We start from the raw sequence: 16834 nt of genomic DNA, 5'->3' as shown, positions 1-16834 counted from the left end.
GGGAGGACGGCCAGGTCCGCTCCGGCCGCCGCGGCGCGGGACAACAGGGCCTCCGCGGCCGCGAGGTTGGCCGCCCGGTCATCGCGGGCGTTGAGCTGGCAGACGGCGACGCGCATGGCCCTCAGCGTACGGCCGAATAGACGCCCGCGACAGCCTCGGACTTCTCCGGGGCCGCCGCGGGAACACCGCTCCCCGGTCCGGGGAGGGACGGGTCAGGCGGACTTCTCCTCGCGGTCCCCGCGGTCGCGACGGGCCCGGCGGCCGGTGAACTCCCGCGGCACGATCGTCGGGTTGACGTTCTCCAGGACCACCTCGCGGGTGATCAGCACCCGGGCGGCGTCGGGGTTGCTCGGCACCTCGTACATCGCGGAGAGCAGAACCTCCTCGATGATGGCCCGCAGGCCACGGGCCCCGGTGCCGCGCAGCATCGCCTGGTCGGCGATCGCCTCCAGGGCCGGTTCGTCGAACTCCAGCTCGACGCCGTCCAGCTCGAAGAGGCGTTGGTACTGCTTGACCAGGGCGTTGCGCGGCTCGGTGAGGATCCGCACGAGGGCCGTCCGGTCGAGGCTGCGGACGTTGGTGATGACCGGAAGCCGGCCGACGAACTCGGGGATCAGCCCGAACTTCAGCATGTCCTCCGGCATCACCTGGCTGAAGACGTCGTCGGACGAACGGTCGGAGATCGACCGGAGCCGGGAGCCGAAGCCGGTGCCGCCGTGGCCGGTGCGGGCCTCGATGATCTGGTCGAGACCGGCGAAGGCGCCACCGCAGATGAACAGCACGTTGGTGGTGTCGATCTGGATGAACTCCTGGTGCGGGTGCTTCCGGCCGCCCTGCGGCGGCACGTTGGACACCGTGCCCTCCAGCATCTTCAGCAGGGCCTGCTGGACGCCCTCGCCGGAGACGTCCCGGGTGATCGACGGGTTCTCCGACTTGCGGGCGATCTTGTCGACCTCGTCGATGTAGATGATGCCGGTCTCGGCGCGCTTGATGTCGTAGTCCGCGGCCTGGATCAGCTTGAGGAGGATGTTCTCCACGTCCTCGCCGACGTAGCCGGCCTCGGTCAGCGCGGTGGCGTCGGCGATGGCGAAGGGGACGTTCAGCATCCGTGCGAGGGTCTGCGCCAGGTGCGTCTTGCCACAGCCGGTCGGCCCGAGCAGCAGGATGTTCGACTTGGCCAGCTCGACGGCGTCGCCACCGGAGCCCGGCGCGCCGGCCGCCTCGGCCTGGATCCGCTTGTAGTGGTTGTAGACCGCGACCGCGAGCGCCTTCTTGGCCTGATCCTGGCCGACCACGTAGTTGTCGAGAAACTGGCAGATCTCCATCGGCTTGGGAAGCTCTTCCCACTTCACCTCGCCGGACTCGGCCAACTCCTCCTCGATGATCTCGTTGCAGAGATCGATGCACTCGTCGCAGATGTAGACCCCTGGGCCCGCGATGAGCTTCTTGACCTGCTTCTGCGACTTGCCGCAGAAGGAGCATTTGAGTAGGTCGCCGCCGTCACCGATCCGTGCCACCTACGTTCTCCCTGCACTCATCGGCCGTGCACCGGCCATGACTTGCGGACGCTGCGCTCCGTCCGGCTCTGCTCGCTCGCCGGACCGTCCCGACGCAGCGGTACGAACCCGACGTTACCCGCTGGCGGGGGTTTCTCCGACCCCCAATTCGGGCGTGTCAGAGGCCGACCGGGAACCCGCCCGGCCGGCCTCTGATTCGATGCTCGCCTCAGCCGGCCGCGTTGGCGGCCAGCAGGCCCTTCTTGCGGCTGCTGAGGATCGTGTCGACCAGCCCGTACTCGCGGGATTCCTCGGCCGTCATGATCTTGTCACGGTCGATGTCCTTGCGGACCAGGTCGACCGCCCGGTTGCAGTGCCGGGAGAGCATGTCCTCCAGCTGCGTCCGCATCCGCAGAATCTCCCGGGCCTGGATCTCGATGTCCGAGCCCTGCCCGTAGCCGCCCTCGGTGGCCGGCTGGTGGATGATGATCCGCGAGTTCGGCAGCGCCATCCGCTTACCCGGCGTGCCGGCGGCCAGCAGCACGGCGGCCGCGCTGGCGGCCTGGCCGAGGCAGACCGTCTGGATGTCCGGCCGGACGTACTGCATGGTGTCGTAGATCGCCGTCATGGCGGTGAACGAGCCGCCGGGCGAGTTGATGTACATGATGATGTCGCGGTCCGGGTCGGTGCCCTCGAGCGTCAGCAGCTGCGCCATCACGTCGTTGGCGGACGCGTCGTCCACCTGGACACCGAGGAAGATGATCCGGTCCTCGAAGAGCTTGTTGTACGGGTTGGACTCCTTCACCCCGTACGACGTGCGCTCGACGAACGACGGCAGGACGTAGCGGTTGTGCACGGCCGCGAACTGGGGCGGCAGGCTCAGGTCGGTCATCGTCAGCTCCTCGCTCAGCTCAGGGTCCCGGCGCCTTCCGGAACCTGGGTGGCTCCGGTGATCACCTTGTCGATGAAGCCGTAATCCCTGGCCTCCTGGGCGGTGAACCAGCGGTCGCGGTCCGAGTCCGCCTCGATCTGCGCCTGGGTCTGGCCGGTGTGGTGCGCGACCCGCTCCTGGAACATCCGCTTCGTGTAGAGCATCTGCTCCGCCTGAATGGCGATGTCGGAGGCGGTGCCGCCCATGCCGCCGGACGGCTGGTGCATCATGATCCGCGCGTGGGGCAGGGCGTACCGCTTGCCCTTGGTGCCCGCGCAGAGCAGGAGCTGGCCCATGGAGGCCGCCATGCCCATCGCCACGGTCGACACGTCGTTGTCGATGAACTGCATGGTGTCGTAGATCGCCATGCCGGAGTAGACCGAGCCACCCGGCGAGTTGATCCAGAGGTTGATGTCGCGGTCCGGGTCCTCCGCCGCGAGCAGCAGCAGCTGCGCGCAGATGCGGTTGGCGACCTGGTCGGTCACCTCGCTGCCCAGGAAGATGATGCGCTCCTTGAGCAACCGGTTGTAGACCGAGTCGTCGAGGTTGCCAATGTTGTCGCCACCGCGGGCCTCGATCGCCCGGAGCGGCTTCGCTGGGATGTGCATGTCGGTCATGGCAGCCCTTCGCTCTCCGTACCGTCTTCCACGACACTAACCGCTCGCCCGGGTGGCACAGTCCCGGTCGGGGCGCTTTTCGCTCTCAGCGCAGCCCCTCGCAGGCGTACCCGGAAAAGGGTTTCGGCCGCCGTCCACCGGTCCCGGTGGACGGCGGCCTCAGCCGACGATCAGTGCTCGTGGTCGTGGTCGTGGGTCTCGTCGCTCTCCGCGCGGATCGCGTCGAGGCTGACCTCGTTGCCCGCCGAATCCTTGATCTTGATGCGCTCCATCACCGAGGCGAGCGCCTTGCCCCGCCGCACGTCGCCGAAGACGGCGGCCGCCGCGCCGGAGCGGACGAGCTGGTCGTAGTACTGCTGCGGGGCCATCCCGGCGCGCTGGGCGCGGTGGACGATCTCGTGGCCGAACTCGTCGTCGGAGACCTGGACGTCCTCGGCGTCGGCCAGGATGTCCAGCAGCAGCTGGATCTTGACCCCGTCGGTCGCCGCCTCGTTCAGCTCGGCGTCGATCTGCTCCTCGGTCTTCTCCTCGGCGGCGAGGTACTCCTCCAGCGAGGCGCCGATCCGCTCCAGCTGGTCGACCATGGCCTGCTTGCGGCTCTCGACCTCATCGCGGACAACGCCCTCCGGCGCCGGCACCTCGGCGGCCTCGACGAGCTGCTCGAGGGCCTTGTCCCGGGCGGCGTAGATCTGCTCGACGCGCTTGCCCCGGGTGACCTTCTCGCGCAGGTCGCCGCGCAGCTCCTCGATCGTGTCGAACTCGCTCGCCAGCTGCGCGAAGTCGTCGTCGAGCTCGGGCAGCTCCTTCTCCTTGACCGTACGCACGGTCACCGCCACCTCGGCGTCCCGGCCGGCGAGGTCGCCGCCGACGAGCTGGGTGGTGAAGGTGGTGCTCTCGCCGGCGGCGAGACCGACGACCGCCTCGTCCAGCCCCGGCAGGAGCTGCTTGCTGCCGACCTCGTGGGAGATGTTGGTCGCCTGCCCACCGGGGACGTCCTCGCCGTCGACCGTGGCGTTCAGGTCGATCTGGACGTAGTCGCCCTCGACGGCGGCCCGCTCGACGGTCTTCAGGGTGGCGAACCGGTCGCGCAGGCTCTTCACCTGCTCGTCGATCTCGCTGTCGTCGATCTGGAGCTCGTCGACGGTGACCTCGATGCTGTCCAGGTCCGGCAGGGTGATCTCGGGCCGGACGTCGACCTCGGCGGTGAAGTTCAGCGAGTCACCGTCGTTGAACTCGGTGATCTCGACCTCGGGGCGGCCGAGGGTCTTCAGGTCGTGCTCGCGGACCGCGGCGAGGATGTTCTGCGGGATGGCCTCCTGCACCGCCTCGTTGAGGACGGTGCCCCGACCCACCCGCTGGTCGATCACGGCGGTTGGCACCTTGCCCCGGCGGAAGCCGGGCACCTGTACCTGCGAACCGATCTCCCGGTACGCCTTCTTGAGGCTCGGCTCGAGCTCGACGAACGGCACCTCGATGGCGAGCCGCACGCGCGTCGGGCTCAGAGTCTCGACGGTGCTCTTCACAGGCGTACTCCTTGACGGATCTCAGTTGAGTCTGGGCGTAATTCGGCCCATCGAGTGTAGGTGAGCCGACGCGGCCCTCCGGCAGCGCCCGGGGACCGAGCGGAAACGGCGGCTCCCGGGACGCCCCGGCCGCGGACGACAGTCGGGGTGGCGGGATTTGAACCCACGGCCCCTCGCTCCCAAAGCGAGTGCGCTACCAAGCTGCGCCACACCCCGTGGCGACCAGAAGTGTATGCCTTGGCCGCCTGCCGGGAGTGCCGGGGCGTCGCCCGACACCCCGGAACCACCCCGACGGGACACCGGACCCCATCCGGCGCACGCCCCGCGCCCGCCAAGCGGCGGCACCCCGACGGGCCGGCGGCAGTCCATTCGGCGTCCCGCAGGCCGCCCGTGGGCTGCGCCCAAGCCCGGCACCGGCCGCGAGGCCGCCAGGCGCTCGGGCCCGGCCCGGCCCCGCTCGGGCCCGGCCTCGACGTGGACAACTTTCAGGGAAAGTGTGGCCATGCGGCGGGCTGGGAGGCCACACATTCCACGAATCTGCGCGGATCTTGGTACGGGAGGGGCCGGGCGGGCGAGGGGTGGGGAGATACGGATGCGCGGTCGGGCCCGGGCACCGGGTAGGCTGTCGGCGCGCCCTGTGCTGCGGGGCGCACGCGGGCGTAGCTCAATGGTAGAGCTTCAGTCTTCCAAACTGACTACGCGAGTTCGATTCTCGTCGCCCGCTCCAACGGCCTCCGGCTCAGGTCAGAGGTTGCATCCCCCAACGGGGCGGGCCTGGGTCTGCCGTGCCGGAGGCGTGGGCTACGAGGCCGCGACCATGTCAGTAGCGAGAATCGAAGTGTCCAGGCTCGTGCCTCCCGAGGACCGTGACGTGTGGTGGCGAGTCGCCTGCGCTACCGGCCGTCGGCCGGACGGTCAGCGACCGCGTAGCTGACGACGGACGCTGACCCAGACCCGGTCGCCGAGGCGGGTACGCCGGATCCAGCGCAGCCGGTGCAGCGGGCCGCGCGCGGGTTCGCGCGGCTTGCAGAGGCGGGCGTAGGTCGCGCCGGTGGCGGGACGGGTGGTGCCCGGTTCCAGCCGCGCCGAGGCGACTGCCAGCGCGGTGAACTGCTGAAGGACGCGGGCGTCAGGGCGGCCGCCCTGCGCCGCCTTCTGCAGCGCCTGCTCCACCACCGGCCGACACATCAGCCCGGTCAGCGGACCGTGCGCGGTGTCCAACAGGTCGGCCATCACCGCCACGCCGTCGCCCTCCCACACCCGGGTGGCAGTGGACCGCCCGGTGGAGACGCTGACGAAGGGCACCTCCGACCACTCTGGCACGAGCCGGGCGATCAGGCCGGTGTGCAGCAGGCGGTCGCGCTTCTGTGCCGGGGTCAGCGCGAAGGTGGTGGCGACGAAACCCGGTGCCAGGAACGGGGTGACCATCCCGGTGGTGTAGGCGGAGGTGGCCCACCGGCGCATGCGTTCCACCAGGTAGAGGTAGTCGAGCAGATGCAGGCCGGCCAGGCCCACCTCGCGGGCGTGGTCGAGGATGCCGCTGATCCGGGCCTTTTCGGCGGCCAGCACCTCCGGCGCGATGGCCCCGTGCGGCGCGGCGAGCAGCCGGGCCATGCTCGCCTCCTCTGGGGTGGGCATCGGGTCGGCCTCGGCCGCCGGGTACCAGTAACCGATTGCCAACTCGCCGGCCGCGCCGGTGAGGGTGGCCGACCGGACCTGATCGGGAAGCGTCGGCGGGACCGCCGAGCGGGCCAGGTACGTGGACGGAAACTGATGGTCGTAGTGGTCCAGGAGCAGCCGGGCGCGTTCCCGCAGACCGGTGCCGAGCACCTCCGCCGGGGCTCCGACCAGCCGGAGCTGGTGCTCGGGATCGAGGCCCCGTTTGTTCCTGAGGATCTGCACGAGCTGGCGAGCCACCTCGCCTTCCGCCCGAGTGTCCTCGTTGGTGAGGAACCGGGGCATGAGATCGGCGGCGATCAGCGTGGCGGCGATGAGCCGGGAGTCCTTGCCACCGGACAGACCGAGGGCGATCTCGTCGCCGTAGAGCCGATGCACGCTGGCGGCGGCCCGGGTCAGTGCGTCGGCGGCCCGCTCCAGCTGTTCGTGCACCGGCCGCCCCTGGTCGGCGTACCCGCTGCTCACCACGTCGTCGGTGGCGTACCGGAGCTCACTGGCAAGGCGCCAGCCACCGCCGGCGACGCGGCGGCCGGTGGCCCGTTCGCCGGGGCGCAACAGTCGGGTGCCGGCGATCGGGGAGAACTCTCCGCCGAAGTGCCCACAGCTGGTGTACGACGTCCAGCCGTCCAGGTCCGGCCGGACCTCGCCGTGCAGGAACGCGGCCAGCAGGGCGGGGCGGGTGCAGTATGCCGTCACCCCGTCGGCCGTGCCGGTGAAGACCCGGGCCATGCCGAGCCAGTCCTGTTGCAGGGCGAACCGGTCGGTGTCCAGCGCCAACAGGCCGAATGGCGGCACCAGGTCGCGGTGCACATCCTCGCCGGCGAGGAGCCGCCCGGCCAACGCCGCCGGGCCGGTCACGACGTCGAGCCCCACCGGTATCCCCATCGAGACGGCGGTGACCGGACCCTCGGTGTCGACCGTCGGCCACCGGTAGGCCCCAGAATCGGTCGGGTGCAGCACCGCGACGCCCCAGTCGTCGCCCCCGAAGTCGTGCCGCCTCCAGGACGCCGGTACCAACTCGGCGACGGCGTCTGCGAACCGGGCCGCGCGGGCCGCCCGCACGCCCTCGGACTGCGGGACCTCGGCGAACCAGGCCAGCAAGACATGCATCTACATTTCCCCATCGCTCAAGGAATGTGCCGTGTTTGTCGAAGATATAGGATCGCAATCCACATCGGACGTCCCTGCGGTGCCGATCCCGGCCGTTTCTGGGGAAGCTGACCGGTGGGCCGACGCGCGGGGCAGCCATCGTCGGAAAGCGCAGGCTTAGGCCCACCACATGCGTGACCAGGCGGGTCACCGGATGACGTTGCCGAGTTGCCCCTACAGAATCAACGCGCCGCGCAAACGCAGCGCGTTGGCCGCGCACTGACCTGCCGGCCACGCTTGGGGACGACAAGAGCTGAAGACCTCGGGGCGCTGCCCCGAACCCCGACCCTCCTCAGAGATCCGCTCTATTCGACCAAGGAACCGCAGGATGGCGCCACGAAGTTCTCGGTACGGATCACGAGGCCTAAGATCAGGGTCGGTGAACGGGCGACCAGCAACGAGCTTGGCCAGCAACCGACGCCAATCGCTTGCGTTCCGCTCGTAGGTTTGACCAGGCTGAATCGGGCAGCCGCAGCACATTGCTGAGCAGGTCGCCCGGATGGTAGTAGTCACCCTCTGCCATGGGATCGCTGAGCAGGACTTGGACCGCGAGAGGCAGCAGGGCCGGCACACCGATCTCTTGGCCGGGCACGATGCGCAGATCTTCGACCGTGAACTCAGCCAACCGCTTGCGTCGCAGCTCCGTGCAACGTCTCACGAGAAACGTGTTGTCCGGGTCGGGCCCCTGCCACACATCCCGTTCAAGCTGCTCGTTGTCGTCGCGGCGGTCAGGGTAGTCCGCACGGCAGCCCTGGGGCGCGTGCGAGGTTGGCGGGCCAGCCGCAGGCCAGTATCCAAGCGTTCCAGCGGTCGCGAGCGGGCCGGTCCTCCTCACCGAGCGCGGTATCGAAGTTGTCCGCAATGTGGGCATCGGCTAGCGTGCGCGTCCGTGAAGCGTTTTCGGGTTACCTCCACTCTGTTGATCTGTGCCTCCCTGATGGCTCTCACCGCGTGTGGTGGGGAAGAGACCACGACCACGGCCGGGTCCACGCCGTCCGCCTCCACGGCTCCCACCTCGGCGGCCGCATCCGCCTCCTCGGCGCCGTCCCCGTCGGCCGCGGCGGGCGCTACGGGCGGTACGGGCGGCACGAGCGACAAGAAGCTCTGCGAGTCGGCGAAGAAGGCCGGCGACGACATGAAGGCACAGCTCGTCGCCGCCCTGCAGTCCGGCGAACCGTCGCCGGCCGTGTTCAAGAAGATCCTGACCGATCTGGAAGGAAAAATGACCACGTTGGCCTCCTCCGGGGGCGACAGCAAGGTGGCCACCGCCCTGAAGCGGTTCGGGGTGGAGGCATCCAAGGCGGCAGCGGAAGCGGACCCGGCAAACGCCGCCGACAACCCCGCCTTCGAGAAGGCCGGGGCGGACATCACGGCCGCATGCAAGGCTGCCGGAGTCAGCGTCAACTTCTGACGACGCCGCCCCTCAGCGGCCGATTCGCCACCATCGTGGCTGTGTCGCGGGCCATACAACTGGCCCGCGACACAGCCACGGTCGGTTCTCACGGTCTCCAGACACAGCGGCGATCCACTGATCGGCGACGGGTGCCGTTCTCATCCCGCCGACGCGGCGGCATGCTGTGCAAGCCATGTGGGGCGGACCATGGTGGCCGGGACCGATCCCGAAACGGGCGGTCGGGGTGCTACTCCTGCCGTCCGTTCCATACTCGACTCATCCGGTTGTCGGTCCGCACGGGCACCGACGTGACGAGAGTCGTAGATCAGTCACTCGGCCCGGATCTCCCACGGCCTTCGGAACTGCCCCCGTTGGTCGGCCTCGGCTAGCCTGGATCACACGCGGTCTAAGCCGGGAGGCGCAATGGAACTGTGGCTCAGAATCGACAACGATCCGGCGGGGACCGAGGCGACGACGCTCTACCGTTGGCTCGCCCGTGACCGGCAACTCGCCCGGCACGCGCGGCTCTCGCCGGCCGCCGGAGCGCCGATCGACGGGGAAATGAGCGGCGGCTCGCTGGAAACGATCAACGTCGTTCTCTCCAACAGCATCGCGCTGGCCAGCCTGATCACCTCGATCGTGGCGTTCCGGAAGGCGCAGAAGCAGCAGCGGGGCGGGCCCGGGGATCCGATCATCGTGCTGCTGGAACGGCCGGGCAGGTCCATCGCCATCGACGACGACTCCACGGCCGAGGGCGTGGTCGAACTGCTCGGCGCGGCGGATCCCGCCCCCGCGGTCGGGGTGACCTCCGATGGCAACGCTCGCTGACCCGACCGCCTCCCGAGCGGTACTGGTGGGAGTGCCGGAGTACAAGTCGCTGCCGCCCCTGCCGGCGGTGCGCGAGAACGTCGGAGCGCTGCGCCGGCTGTTCGCCGACCCGGCGGTGTGGGGATTGCCCACCGAGAGCATCCTCGTGCCGGACCTGTCCGGCCCGGACCCGCTCGGCGCCGTGATGGGGACGCTGCGCTCGGCCGCCCGGGAGGCCACCGACACCCTGTTCGTCTACTACGCCGGTCACGGCCTGACGGACATCCTGACCGGGGAGCTGACCCTCGCCCTGCCCGGCGTCGAGGATCTCGACCAGTGGTGGCGGGCGCTGTCCTTCGACCACATCCGTCGCGCACTCACGGACCCCACCCTGGCCGCCACCCGCCGGGTGCTCGTCCTGGACTGCTGCTACTCGGCGCTGGCGCTGGCCGGTGACATGGGCCCGGCACCGGCGAGCATCGACGTGGCCGCGCTCACCGAGGTCAACGGGGCCTTCGTGCTGACCGCCTGCGCCGAGTCGGAGACGGCGAAGGCGCCGCCCGGCGCGTTGTACACCGCCTTCACCGGTGAGCTGATCACCGCGTTGGAGGAAGGTGTCGCCGACGGTCCGGAACTGCTCGACCTGCACACGCTCTACCGCCATCTGGCCGCGGTCCTGGCCGAGAAGCGCTGGCCGGTCCCTCAGCAGCGCAGCCGCAACTCGATCGGGGACCTGGCCCTGGCCCGCAACCGGGCCTGGTCGGCGCCCGTCGCCGCCGCGGGCGGCGGCGGCAGCGCGGGCGACGGCGGCGCGGGGCGGGGCGGACCCGTCCTCCGGCGGGTCGCCGTGCCGGCGACCGAGCGCGCCCGACTGCTGCAGCGCGCGGGTAACTTCCCGGGTGCGGCGGCGGCGCTTCGCGAGGCAGCGGTGGACCAGGAGCCCGAGGCGCTACGCCAGCGCATCAGGCAACTGCGTCGCGCGAATCGGCACTCGGAGGCCGCCGCGCTGTGGCGGCTCGCCGAAGGCGTGTAGGACGCCGAGGACACGCGAGACGCCGAACGCACACAGGACGCCGAACGCACACAGGGCGCCGAAGGGCCGACGTCCTCGCCGCCCGGAGAACCGGCCCGGTCACGCCGGCGGTAGCCCGTCGAGGCTGTGTTCGGCCCGGCGGCGCAGGTCCGCGTCCAGCGGGCTGCCGCGATCGGCGGCCTGCCGGGCCTGCGTCACCGCTTCCGCACGTTCCTTCCAGGCGGCCGGGTCACCGCCGAGGTGGGACTCGAACAGTTTCCAGTTCAGTAGCACCAGGTCGATGACTTCGGCGGTGTCCAGGCGGTCGAGCGGGTCGAGCCGGTCAGCCGGGACGAGCGGGACGCCCTCCGGCCCGCCGTACCAGCGCCCGGGGGCGGCCGCCGCGCCACCGACCCGCTGGCCCAGCTCCGCACCCCAGCCCTCACCCCACGAGCGGGTCAGCCGCTCGCGGACGTGGGCGCGCAGCGCCAGGTCCCGGTCGATCCACCAGCCGTGCAGCGCATTGGTCAGCGCCATGCGGCGTACCTGCTGGGCGAACTCCGGGGACAGCAGCGCCACCGTGGCCCCGTCGGGGCGGACGAGGCCCAGCCGGCGCAGCAGCGCGATGTCCTGCGAGTCGATCGTCAGGTAGGTCCGGGTGAGCACCTGGTACAGCAGGTCTCCCCCGCGCTCGCCGGTGTCCGCGTTGAGGTTCGCGATCGACCGGGTGAACTGGTCGCGGAACTGCGATTCCACCTGCTCCCAGGCCAGCGCCGCGTCCAGCCGGTCGGTCAGGTGCGTCTCCACGAGTTCGTGGCAGAACAACTCGATCAGGTACGGGTGGTTCCCGGCCCGCCGGACGATCTCGGGCCGCAGGTCGGTGAGGTCGACGCCGGCATCGTCGGCCCGGGCCAGCATGGCGGCGACCTCGTCGTCCCGGAAGGGGCCCACCGGCCGTCTCATCCCCATGACCCCGTCGAGCGTCGAGTGGGCCACGGCGGCCAGCTCGATCGACTTGATCGACCGACGGGACAGGGTCACCAGCCCGGCGGAGTAGTTCTTCTCGCTGACCAGGTCCCGTAGGAGCTGGAACTCGACGCGCCGGAAGACCTCCGCCTGGTCGAACTCGTCGAGGATGACGCCGACACCCACGCCGACGCGGTGCAGGGCGGTGAAGAACGCCTCGAAGCACTCCTTCAGGTCCAGCCACTCGGTGCTGCTGTGCACCGAAAGCTCGATGTCGTTGAGGCCGGCGAGCCAGTCGGGCGGCGCGCCGTCCCCCGGCTGGTTGAGCCGCTCGGCCGCCTGACGCACCCGGGCGACGACAGCCCGGAACACGTCGGCGCCGCTCTCGTACGCGGCGACGCTGAGGTAGACCACGAGCAGGTCGGGACGGTCGACCGCGAACAGTTCCTGAGCCCGGCGTACGACGCTGGTCTTGCCCATCCGGTGGTTGCCCTGGAGGCTCAGGTTGGCCGGGCGCGGGCCCCGCCAGGAGTTCTCCAGCAGGCGCAGCAGGTCGCGCCGGCCCACGAATCGTTCGGCGGTGGCCACCTGCCCGACGCCGAGGTACGGATTGACCGTCATGGCAGCCGACCCTAGCGCCCCAGTTCGATGGACGCCCCGACGTGGTGCATCAGCAGCCAGTCCTGGTAGAGGCGGACGACGATCCGGTACGCGCCCCCCTCCTTGCGGACGACGTCCCGAATCATCAGGTCGTTCAGCAACTCGGTGAGGTCATCCCTGCCGCGGTAGACGGCCTGCACCCGTTCGATGGTGGCCAGGCCCTGCCGGGAGGCGACCGCCACAGCCAGCAGGACGGGGCGGAAGTGTTCGGCGGTGGGGGCGTCAGGTTCGGTGTAGCCGGCGGTCTCCAGGTTGTCGAAGTCCTCCTCGCCGAGCGAGTCCAGCAGTTGTTCCCGGACGAGCTCCACGTCGGCCTCGGTGACCAGCGGGGCCCGGTTGAGGTTCATCTGCTCGACCAGGAAGAAGCAGAACTTCTGGATGTAGAAGGCGCTGCCGCCGGTCAGCTCGACGATCCGGTTCACGGCGTGCTGCCGGTACCGGCTGTGCCCGTCCCGGCCCCCGATGAGGATGGGTAGCTCGATCAGCTTCCGGGCGTTGATGTCGTCGAGGTAGGTGACCCGCTCCCGGGCGAACACCCCGAAGACGTTGGCGTGCTCGCGGATCACCCGTTCCAGCGCGTCCTGGCCCACCACCACGAGGTGGAAGACGCGCCGCTCGATGATCGCCTTCAGCGCCTGCATGAACGACTGCGGCAGCAGGCGGTTGCGGATCCACTCGTCGAAGTACTGGAACTCGTCGATCAGGACGACGACGTGTGGTGGCCGGTCGAGCGTGGCGAAGTAGTCCTCGATGATGGAGATGAAGTCCACCACCGGCTGCGGGCTGGCGGCGAACTGTTCCCGGGTGACGTGCGCGGCCAGGCGGGGCCGGCCGGCGCCGGCCGGGTCCTCGAGCAGTTTGCGGCCCGTCCGGTTGAGGATCTCCCAGAGCAGCTCGCCGAGCAGGGCGTGCGGGCCGCGGCCGACGAGGCCGCCCTCGGGGCTGAAGCTGCCGATGTTGCCGAGGTCGACCACGATCAGGTTGTTGGACGCCCGCCGCTCGCTGAGCCGGTCGATCAGCCGGAACCGGATGGAGGACTTGCCGGCCCGCTTCTGGCCGAAGATCGCCACACCGGTGCCCGGCACCGGGGCGAGCCGGAGCCGGCGTTCGATGTTGTCGAGCAGTTCCTCCCGGCCGAAGAACATCTCCGGGTCCTGCACCGGGGCGCCCGTGGAGCCCTGGAAGAACGGGTTGTCGATCTCCTCGAACTTCGACGGGTCGGCGAGCTGGACGGCCAGGCTCGCCTCCACCTGGTCGTACTCGTCGTCGGAGCGGGACCGGTACAGCAGGGTCACCGGCAGCGAGAAGGCACCGGCCCGGACTCCGCTGTCGCTGACCCGCAGCTTCACCACCAGCACCCGGTGCTGCCCGCCACTCACCGCGCTGGTCAGCCGCAGCACCTCGTCCTGGGGGATGAACAGGTCCGGCTCGCTGCGGATCCGCAGCTCCCCGGACTCCAGCGGGGCCATGCCCTCCTTGTTGCGGATCTCGATCTGCACCGTCACCAGCCCGTGCTGGTCGCGGTTGCTCTCGGCCAGCGCGAGCGCCAGGTCCGGCTTGGGGCGGCGCTCGGCCAGCAGGTGCTCCTGCGCCTGCTCCACCAGCGAGGCGATGCGGACGGCGACGGGGTCGACGCCCTCGACCGCGAAGCTGGTGGGCGCCTTCGCCACCTCGCTGCGTACCCCCTTCATGGTGTCCGTCACCCGGCGCAGCGAGGCGTCGCGCTCCTCGAAGGACTCGGCGTAGATGAACTGGAGCAGCTCGCGCAGGGCGTCTTCGATCCGGCTGAGGCTCTCGCTGTCCGAGTCGACCTCCGGACGCACCTCGGAGAGCCTGACCAGCGCGGTCTTGATGACGTCCTCGGCGATCGTCAGCTCGTGCAGGGGCGCCAGGGCGGCGACCTTCCGTCGCTGCTCCCGCCCCCAGGCCGCGCCGTACCGCTGCCACGCCTCGCGCATCACCTCGAAGGTCGGCCGGCCCGACGGGTGCTCGTCGGACCAGTCGTCGAGCAGGTCGCCGTCGAGGTAGCCGCGGTCGGCGAGGTACCTGGCCGCGGCGGCGCGCAGCTCCGGGTCGTCGTGGATGACCGCGGTGACCCGCTCGGCCGCCACGTCCGTCTGGGCGACGAGCTGCGCCACCAGCGGGAAGATGGCGGAGCCGTGCTGGCCGAGCTGTTCGCGCAGGATCGGCGCGACGACCTCGTCGATGGGCGCGCCGTCGGGGGTGGAGTCGCGCCGCCCCAGTGCCGGCCGCCCGTTGAGGGAGAGGAAGAACCGGCCGATGGCCAGCCGGGCGTCGCCGCCCCGGGCGGGGTTGCGCAGCCGCTCGGAGGCGGCCAGCGCCTCGCAGTACAGGTCCCGGGCGGCCTCGCTGGCCTGCCGGTCCAGCACCAGGTCGGCCAGCGCCGTGAGGCCGCTGCACAGCCAGCCGTGCAGCTTGTCCTCGTCGTCGTCGCGCCCGTTGGCGCCGTACTCCCGCAGGATGGCCGCGGCGGAGATGTAGCCGTCGGCGCTGTTCTCCCGCTGGTACCCCCGCGAGTGCCCGGCGTTGTCGGCGAGCCGCGTCGCGTCGCGGAAGATCGGCTGCTTGTTCTCCCGCTTGCGCTGGTCCTTGATCCCGGCCGCCTGCTCGGAGTACCGGTCCATCACGTAGGCCACCAGGGCCGAGGTGAACAGGCGGTCGATGAACTTGGGTGTGCTCAGGGACAGCTCGTTACCCTGGCGGATCGCGGCGACCTGGCGGCGGATGTCGTCCGCCCGGTCGGTGCTGTCGTCGCGGATCAGGTTCTCGGCCTCGTCCAGGCTCGCCGACGTCCGCTGCTGTACGTACGCCATGGCCAGGCCGCGCCGGACGGCGGGGTTCGCCGGGGTGGCATCGAGCAACGTCTTCCACTCGGGGATCGAGTCCTGCCCGGCGGAGAACTTCACGAACGCGATCTGGTGCAGCAGGTGCCGTCCCTTGGAGCTGGACGGGTCCCGGGAGGCGAGCTGGCGGTGCAACGCCTCCAGCGCGTCGCGGTACCTTCCGGCGGCGATGTAGAAATCGATCAGGATGTTGTCCAGGGAGTCGCCGGGCGGCACCACCCCGGGGAACTCGACCTCCAGGATCCGCAGCGCGGCCTCCGCGCCGTCGAGCCGTTTGATCAGCCAGGCGAGGTCCTTCACCGCGCTTTCGCGCTTCGGCCCGCCCGACCGGATCTCCTCCCGGTACGCGGCCTTCGCCCCCTCGAAGTCGCGCTTCTTCTTGTTCAGGTGATCTGCGCGGGCGAAGTGGTCGCTGGCCGCCCGCGCGGGTGCGGCGGGCGCCCGGGGCGCGGGATCGGGCGGCTTCTCCACGGTGCGGCGGGGGGTGGGCAGGAGCCTGCCGGGCACGCCGGGCCGACCCGGCGCACCCGGCCGGACGGCCGGCGGGAAGCCCGCAGCCCGGAACCGGATCGGACGCGGCTGGGCCCCCTCGGGGCGGGCACGGGGCTCCGGTGTCACGCCGCCGGGGCAGGCCTCCTCCACCGCCCGCCGGGTGATGGGCGGCAGGTTGGGGGCGAGGATCAGGTCCCCCAGGGGCGCCCGGGAGCCGGCCGCGTCCAGCACGCCCAGCAACGCGTGCCAGGCCGCCGAGTCGATCATGGGAGTGATGTTGCGGAAGTACCGGAGCAGGGCGTACACCACGGCGTCGCTGTCCGCGTTCTTCGCCGCGGCGACGGCCAGCAGCCGCCAGCTCTCCGGGTCGGCGGTGAGGTCCGCCGCGGTGGCGAAGTACTGCTGGGCGGTCGCCGGGGCGGCGTTGAGCAGCTCGATGACCCCGATCAGGTGGTAGAGGTCGCCGTTGACCGGGTCTGCGGTGAGGATCCGGCGCAGGCCCGTCGCGATCTGGCCCAGCCGGCCGAACTTGGGTGCCAGCTCGTTGATGTTCGCGGCGTTGCGGTACCGCTGGTACTCGGAGTGCAGGCCGCTGTACTGGTCCTGCGGGACGTCGATGTCGAAGGACACCTCCACCGGCATCGAGGCCACGGCGCGCAGGGCCAGGTCCGAGGTGACCGCGGTGGAGGCGGCGGCCACCTCGACCGGCGCGAACGGCGGGCCGCCCTCGGCCACGGGCATCGCCTGCCGCGGGGGTTGCTCGACGGCGGCCGGCGGAACGGGGTCGTCCGCGGCCGGTGCCGGTCGCGAAGCGGGCGGCGGGTCGGGCGTCGGCACCGCCGCCGGGGTGGGCTCGGCCGTCGGGGTGGGCACCGCCACCGGCACCGCCGCGGGCTCGGCGGCCGGTGCCGCCGCCGGGACGGGCCCAGCCGGCTGAGTCGGCGTGACGGGCCCGGCCGGCGGTGCCACCGGGGCCGGCTCGGCCGGGGGCGCCCCCACCAGGGTCCGCAGCCCGAGGATGCCCGCGAGGGCCAGGACGCTCCGCCCGCCGTCCGGCTGCTGGAGCACGAGCCGGTTGAGCGTCAGCTCCACGAGCTGGCCGACGAACAGGTCGCCGGTGATGAGACGGACCTCGATGTGGTCGCCGACCCGCGCGACCGACTGGACAAAGTCAGCGTCCATCACACTCCACAGTCGAACGTTGGCCGGACAGATGATCTGCCTACCAGCTAGCCCGGAGCACGGCA

At 70.8% G+C, this 16834-nt stretch carries 12 protein-coding genes and 2 tRNA genes (1 of these 14 running past the window's edge); 4 read left to right on the top strand and 10 right to left on the bottom strand.

What is annotated here, in order from left to right:
- The 6 genes from OG559_RS18230 to OG559_RS18205 all read right to left on the bottom strand — a co-directional run.
- Positions 1–116 carry the start of a carbon-nitrogen hydrolase family protein gene (locus OG559_RS18230; protein WP_387026195.1) on the bottom strand. It extends 682 nt beyond the left edge of the window, so 116 of the gene's 798 nt are visible here — the first part of the coding sequence; its start codon is at positions 114–116; its stop codon lies beyond the left edge, outside the window.
- A gap of 96 nt (positions 117–212) precedes the next feature.
- Entirely contained in the window at positions 213–1517 is a 1305-nt protein-coding gene (gene clpX, locus OG559_RS18225) for an ATP-dependent Clp protease ATP-binding subunit ClpX (protein WP_387026193.1), read from the bottom strand.
- Positions 1518–1725: 208 nt separating this feature from the next.
- Positions 1726–2388: an ATP-dependent Clp protease proteolytic subunit gene (locus OG559_RS18220; protein ID WP_350886248.1), complete on the bottom strand. Its 663-nt coding sequence runs from the start codon at positions 2386–2388 to the stop codon at positions 1726–1728.
- Positions 2389–2402: 14 nt separating this feature from the next.
- The gene (locus OG559_RS18215) at positions 2403–3044 is read right to left on the bottom strand and encodes an ATP-dependent Clp protease proteolytic subunit (protein ID WP_161684732.1); all 642 of its coding nucleotides are present in this window, start codon (positions 3042–3044) and stop codon (positions 2403–2405) included.
- Positions 3045–3214: 170 nt separating this feature from the next.
- Positions 3215–4567 (bottom strand): trigger factor, encoded by a 1353-nt coding sequence (gene tig / locus OG559_RS18210; RefSeq protein ID WP_405105311.1) that lies wholly within the window; start codon positions 4565–4567, stop codon positions 3215–3217.
- Between the two features lie 142 nt (positions 4568–4709).
- Positions 4710–4783: transfer RNA gene (locus OG559_RS18205), tRNA-Pro, on the bottom strand.
- A 437-nt stretch (positions 4784–5220) separates the two neighbouring features.
- Here OG559_RS18205 and OG559_RS18200 point away from each other — a divergent pair.
- Positions 5221–5294, top strand: a tRNA-Gly gene (locus tag OG559_RS18200).
- Positions 5295–5482: 188 nt separating this feature from the next.
- Here OG559_RS18200 and OG559_RS18195 read toward each other — a convergent pair.
- Together OG559_RS18195 and OG559_RS18190 are read right to left on the bottom strand one after the other, a co-directional pair.
- Positions 5483–7354, bottom strand: coding sequence for a hypothetical protein (locus OG559_RS18195; protein WP_405105309.1), 1872 nt, complete (start codon positions 7352–7354; stop codon positions 5483–5485).
- Between the two features lie 409 nt (positions 7355–7763).
- Entirely contained in the window at positions 7764–8264 is a 501-nt protein-coding gene (locus OG559_RS18190; protein ID WP_405105308.1) for a contact-dependent growth inhibition system immunity protein, read from the bottom strand.
- 18 nt (positions 8265–8282) lie between these two features.
- Between OG559_RS18190 and OG559_RS18185 the strand changes: the two genes are divergently transcribed.
- The 3 genes from OG559_RS18185 (at position 8283) to OG559_RS18175 (ending at position 10626) form a co-directional block, all read left to right on the top strand.
- The gene (locus OG559_RS18185; RefSeq protein ID WP_405105306.1) at positions 8283–8804 is read left to right on the top strand and encodes a hypothetical protein; all 522 of its coding nucleotides are present in this window, start codon (positions 8283–8285) and stop codon (positions 8802–8804) included.
- 405 nt (positions 8805–9209) lie between these two features.
- On the top strand, positions 9210–9614 hold the full coding sequence (locus OG559_RS18180) for an effector-associated constant component EACC1 (RefSeq protein ID WP_405105304.1): 405 nt from the start codon (positions 9210–9212) through the stop codon (positions 9612–9614).
- Positions 9598–10626, top strand: a complete 1029-nt coding sequence (locus OG559_RS18175) for a caspase domain-containing protein (RefSeq protein ID WP_405105302.1) — start codon at positions 9598–9600, stop codon at positions 10624–10626. Before OG559_RS18180 ends, OG559_RS18175 begins: the two co-directional genes overlap by 17 nt.
- Positions 10627–10725: 99 nt before the next feature.
- Here OG559_RS18175 and OG559_RS18170 read toward each other — a convergent pair whose 3' ends face one another.
- Both OG559_RS18170 and OG559_RS18165 read right to left on the bottom strand, forming a co-directional pair.
- Positions 10726–12192, bottom strand: coding sequence for an ATP-binding protein (locus OG559_RS18170; RefSeq protein ID WP_405105300.1), 1467 nt, complete (start codon positions 12190–12192; stop codon positions 10726–10728).
- 11 nt (positions 12193–12203) lie between these two features.
- A complete protein-coding gene (locus tag OG559_RS18165; RefSeq protein WP_405105298.1) occupies positions 12204–16769 on the bottom strand; it encodes a hypothetical protein in 4566 nt (1521 codons plus the stop codon).
- Positions 16770–16834 lie beyond the last annotated feature (65 nt).

Origin of the sequence: Micromonospora sp. NBC_01405 (assembly GCF_045040155.1) — a bacterium.
Lineage (GTDB): Bacteria > Actinomycetota > Actinomycetes > Mycobacteriales > Micromonosporaceae > Micromonospora.
This window is presented reverse-complemented; position numbering and strand designations above follow the sequence as displayed.

Bases quoted from the DNA above. Each gene is read 5' to 3' on its own strand.
- OG559_RS18220 (WP_350886248.1), bottom strand. From the start codon at position 2,388: ATGACCGACCTGAGCCTGCCGCCCCAGTTCGCGGCCGTGCACAACCGC.
- OG559_RS18215 (WP_161684732.1), bottom strand. From the start codon at position 3,044: ATGACCGACATGCACATCCCAGCGAAGCCGCTCCGGGCGATCGAGGCC.
- OG559_RS18195 (WP_405105309.1), bottom strand. From the start codon at position 7,354: ATGCATGTCTTGCTGGCCTGGTTCGCCGAGGTCCCGCAGTCCGAGGGC.
- OG559_RS18190 (WP_405105308.1), bottom strand. From the start codon at position 8,264: ATGCCCACATTGCGGACAACTTCGATACCGCGCTCGGTGAGGAGGACC.
- OG559_RS18180 (WP_405105304.1), top strand. From the start codon at position 9,210: ATGGAACTGTGGCTCAGAATCGACAACGATCCGGCGGGGACCGAGGCG.
- OG559_RS18175 (WP_405105302.1), top strand. From the start codon at position 9,598: ATGGCAACGCTCGCTGACCCGACCGCCTCCCGAGCGGTACTGGTGGGA.
- OG559_RS18170 (WP_405105300.1), bottom strand. From the start codon at position 12,192: ATGACGGTCAATCCGTACCTCGGCGTCGGGCAGGTGGCCACCGCCGAA.
- OG559_RS18165 (WP_405105298.1), bottom strand. From the start codon at position 16,769: ATGGACGCTGACTTTGTCCAGTCGGTCGCGCGGGTCGGCGACCACATC.